Origin of the sequence: Sulfitobacter sp. HI0129 (assembly GCF_001635395.1) — a bacterium.
Classification (GTDB): domain Bacteria; phylum Pseudomonadota; class Alphaproteobacteria; order Rhodobacterales; family Rhodobacteraceae; genus Sulfitobacter.
In genome coordinates, this window is sequence record NZ_LWGH01000860.1 from 1 (window position 1) to 1,137 (window position 1,137).

Consider the following 1,137-nt stretch of genomic DNA (forward strand, 5'->3'; position numbering starts at 1 on the left):
CGACCCGAGGAGACGACCAGATGCCGACCATTCACAAGAACATCCCCGACAGCGCCGGTTTGAACGCCTTTGCGGCCGATACTGCGCTGCAGGACCTGACCCGGCTGTATCTGGGTCAGGACGCGCGTTACCTTGCTGAACTGGACCGCATGGGCGCCTTGGTTGGCAGCGCGTTGGAAAAGCTGGCACTGACGGCGGACAAGAACCCGCCAACCCTGCAAATTCGCGCCCGCAATGGTGCCGATCTGGAGGCGGTGCACAAACACCCTGCCTATGTCGAACTGGAACGCTATGCGTTTGGGGAATTCGGCCTTGCCGCGATGTCGCATCGTGCAGGGGTGTTTGGGTCCGAAACCCCGCTGCCGCCGATGATGAAATACGCGCTGGTCTATTTGTTCGTGCAGGCTGAGTTTGGTCTGTGCTGTCCGTTGTCGATGACGGATTCTCTGACCCGTACATTGGTCAAATTCGGCTCGAAAGAGCTGATCGACACCTATTTTGACCAGTTGACCAGCCAGAACATGGACGAGGTTTTCCAAGGCTCGATGTTCATGACCGAACAGCTTGCCGGATCGGATGTGGGGGCCATCGAAACCACGGCGAAGCTGGTTGATGGCGAATGGAAGCTGTCCGGAGACAAGTGGTTCTGCTCGAATCCCGATGCCGCGCTTGGCATGGTGCTTGCCCGGCCCGAAGGTGCAGCCCCCGGCACGGGCGGGTTGTCATTGTTCCTGCTGCCGCGGATTTTGCCGAATGGGACCAGGAACGCCTACCGCATTTTGCGGCTGAAAGATAAAATGGGCACCAAGTCCATGGCCAGCGGCGAAATCGCCCTGGAAGGGGCCACGGCCTATCTGGTGGGTGATGCCGGGCAGGGCTTCAAGCAAATGACCGACATGATCAACATGTCGCGGCTGGCAAATGGCGTGCGATCGGCGGGGTTGATGCGGCGCGCGGTGTCCGAAGCCCTGTTCATCTCGCAGAACCGGACCGCCTTTGGGAAGCAGTTGATCGACCTGCCGCTGATGCGTCGGCAGCTGATGAAAATGCTGGTCACCGCCGAGCAAGGGCGTTCGATGGTCTTTCATACGGCACGCGTGTTGCAGGCCGCAGATGCGGGTGATGCCGAGATGGCCA

1 protein-coding gene is annotated in these 1,137 nt (G+C 59.9%); it reads left to right on the top strand.

Going from position 1 to position 1,137, the window contains the following annotated elements; genetic code table 11:
- Positions 1-20: 20 nt before the first annotated feature.
- Positions 21-1,137 (top strand): acyl-CoA dehydrogenase family protein (locus A3764_RS20235; RefSeq protein ID WP_201722481.1); only part of this gene is annotated, 1,117 nt, incomplete at its 3' end.